Raw genomic sequence first — 3390 nt, 5'->3', positions numbered from 1 at the left:
GAATCCTATCCACCAGTCCCTCAAGCATCCCCTGCCGATGCTCCAACCCCGTCCCCTTCAAAAAGGATGAATCTGCTATTCGTTGCCTCAGATGCGAAAGCCACTCCTCATATCGCGTCTCGGCGCCTGAATCCTTCATTCTCTCAATGTAACGATCCATCGGCGGCTGCTTGATACCAGCTAAATCATATCCAACCGAGATATTGAACACAAAGGAACGCTCCATCCCCGGCATACCCAGGTTAAAAAGCTGCTCGATTAGATGGAGTAGAATCCAGGCCTTGCTGTACTCCTCCCAGGCCTGCCTCAAGGTAAGTTCCGTGGACCATTCGGTGTTAAATCCCTCGTCAGTCATATCAATGCAGGGCTTGTCGATTTCCAAACCATCCAAAATCTGCACTGTTTTGAGCTCAATGAAACGGCTGCCAGTGAGATAGGAAGTGATGATATTCTGTGTAATTTGAGTTTGAGGACCCGCCGCAGGACCCAGCGGAACGGAAAGTTTCTGTCCGAAAACTTCGTAAATCCGCTCATCGCTCTTGCGATAGAAATCGCCCTCGGAGATTTCGAAAATAGATCGCGTGTGGCGCCACTCCTCCAACATTCTATCAATCAAACCCTCAAACGAGATTAACCGCATCTTGTCACTCATATCTTCTTTTCCTTATTTGTATTATAAATTATGAACTTCCTTATTTGTAAATTATAAACCTGCTCGAACCATACATACTCCCGATACGAAGCACTTTTGGCCCACATCTGCACCTATGAAGTCCCGCGAGGGGGGGGTGTCCGGTACAATCAGTCCGCAAGGACGCAACTCCACTCCCAAAGTCTCGAGTGCGAAAATGCAGAAACCGACGCCATTTTCTCAAAATAAGATAACTTCGCCAGACGTATTGAATGATTGGGTTCCAATGATTTCAAAACCAGATGCTCCCAACTCTTTAATGTAGAATATGGCAAACACACCCTCCCCCGCACACAAAGGCGAGGGAGGGTGATTTTGCTTAAACGAACAAAGACAATACGAAAACAATTCCCACAATGTAGGTAACGAGACTCACGTCCCTAACCTTGCCACTTAGCACTTTTACGAGTATGTAGGATAGTACTCCCCAGACGATACCTTCGGCAATGCTGTAAGCGAGAGGCATCATGATTATTGCCAGAAAGGCGGGAAGAGCCTCTGTAACATCGCCCCATTCAATTTCAATCACAGGAGACATCATAAACAAACCAACCAGGATAAGGGCTGGCGCTGTGGCGGCAGATGGAACCAGAAGGAATAAGGGACTAAGGAAGACTGCCACTAAAAACAAGATTGCGGTAACCAGAGCTGTCAGACCGGTTCGTCCGCCCTCTTCTACTCCAGCAGCACTCTCGATATAGGTGGTAACCGTGCTGGTTCCCAACATGGCTCCCACGGTGGTGCCAATCGCATCGGCGAAAAGCGCCTGCTTGACGCGCGGAATCGAGCCATCCGGACGCAAAATGCGCGCCTTGGTGGAGACACCAATCAGGGTACCGACAGTATCAAACATATCAACAAACAGGAAAGTGAAAAGCACCACCAGCATTTCCATTGAGAAAATCTGATTCCACCCCACAAACTTAAAAAACGTAGGTGCCATAGAGGGTAGAGGTTGGAAAAGCTTGAAGCCCTCCACCTTCGTGATATCCAGTGGAATTCCAATCACTGTTACAACAATAATCCCTAAAAGGAGGGCGCCCTTCACCTTAAAGGCAAGCAAAACAGCTATAACGACAAGACCGGCTATCGACAGTATGGCTGTTGGACTGCCCAGTTCGCCCAGCTGTACCAAAGTAGTATCGTTACTCACGATGAGTCCGGATTTTTGCAAGCCAATAAAGGCAATGAAAAGTCCAATACCGACACTGATCGATTTTTTGACATTTGCGGGAATTGAATTGATGATTGCCTCCCGAACATTGAGTGCTGTGAGCAATAGGAAGATGATACCTTCGAGAAGTACAGCCGTGAGTGCAAACTGCCAGCTTTTGCCCATTCCCAGTACGACTGTGAAGGCAAAGAAGGTATTTAGTCCCATTCCTGGTGCCAGGGCAAAAGGAAGCCTGGCGACAAGGGCCATAACTAGCGTCGCGACAGCGGATGCGACAGCCGTGGCCATAAATACCGAATCCTTAGGCAAACCAGCATTAGACAGTATATCCGGATTAACGGCCAGGATGTAGGCCATAGTAAGAAAGGTTGTGATACCAGCTAGGATTTCAGTTCTAACTTTGGAACCGCTCTCCTTAATCGCAAAAAAGCTTTTCATAAACTCTCCCTCATTAAGTACGATTTTTTTGTTTAGCCATTTTCATAATGGCGTGATAACCATAACTTATGAAACTTTATAGTGTCAAAGATTATTTCCTGTTTCTTATTACTTTGAGCAGTAGCCTTTACCCTGACCCAGGGCATCCTGAACATTGCTCGCTAAACACAGGGGGCAGCTTATGGTGCGCAGGGGAAAGATGGCTTTTGCTTAAACGAACAAAGACAATACGAAGACAAATCCCACAATGTAGGTAATGGGACTTATGTCCTTAACCCTGCCACTTAACAGCTTTAAGACAATGTAGGATAGCACACCCCAGAAGATGCCTTGGGCAATGCTGAAAGCGAGAGGCATCATGATTATTGCCAGGCAGGCGGGGAGAGCCTCTGTAACATCGCCCCATTCGATTTCCCGCACAGGAGACATCATAAACACACCAACCAGGATAAGAGCTGGCGCTGTGGCAGTAAAAGGGACCAAGAGAAATAAGGGACTGAAGAAGACTGCCACTAAAAACAAGATTGCGGTAACCAGAGCTGTCAGACCAGTCCGTCCGCCCTCTTCTACTCCAGCAGCACTCTCGATATAGGTGGTAATCGTGCTGGTTCCCAATATGGCTCCAGCGGTGGTGCCAATCGCATCGGCGAAAAGAGCCTGCCTGACGCGTGGAATCGAGCCATCCGGACGCACAATGCCCGCCTTGGTGGAGACACCAATCAGGGTGCCGACAGTATCAAACATATCAACGTATAGGAAAGTGAAAAGCACCACCAGCATGTCCAGTGTGAAAATTTCATTCCACCCTACGAACTTGAAAAACACGGGCGCCATGGAAGGCAGGGGTTGGAAAAGTTTGAAGCCCTCCACATTCGTGATACCCATTGGAATACCAATCATTGTCACAGCAATGACGCCTATAAGGAACGCGCCCTTTACCTTAAAAGCAAGCAAGACAGCTATAATGACAAGACCGATTACCGTCAGTAAGGCCGGTGGACTGCTCAGTTCGCCCAGCTGTACCAGAGTGGCATCGCTATTTACGATAAGCCCGACATTCTGAAAACCAATAAAGGCAATGAAGAGT

2 protein-coding genes and 1 pseudogene are annotated in these 3390 nt (G+C 47.8%); all 3 read right to left on the bottom strand.

Annotated elements, in window-relative coordinates; translation table 11 throughout:
• Window positions 1-652, bottom strand: a pseudogene (locus S1OALGB6SA_RS03495) (putative selenate reductase subunit YgfK); the annotation flags it as partial.
• A gap of 358 nt (window positions 653-1010) precedes the next feature.
• Window positions 1011-2303: an NCS2 family permease gene (locus S1OALGB6SA_RS03490; protein ID WP_124032576.1), complete on the bottom strand. Its 1293-nt coding sequence runs from the start codon at window positions 2301-2303 to the stop codon at window positions 1011-1013.
• 210 nt (window positions 2304-2513) lie between these two features.
• Window positions 2514-3390: NCS2 family permease (locus tag S1OALGB6SA_RS03485; RefSeq protein WP_148084015.1), on the bottom strand; the 877-nt coding region annotated here is incomplete at its 5' end.

Source organism: Olavius algarvensis spirochete endosymbiont, assembly GCA_900608495.1.
Taxonomy (GTDB): Bacteria; Spirochaetota; Spirochaetia; order DSM-2461; family DSM-2461; genus UBA2779.
This window is presented reverse-complemented; position numbering and strand designations above follow the sequence as displayed.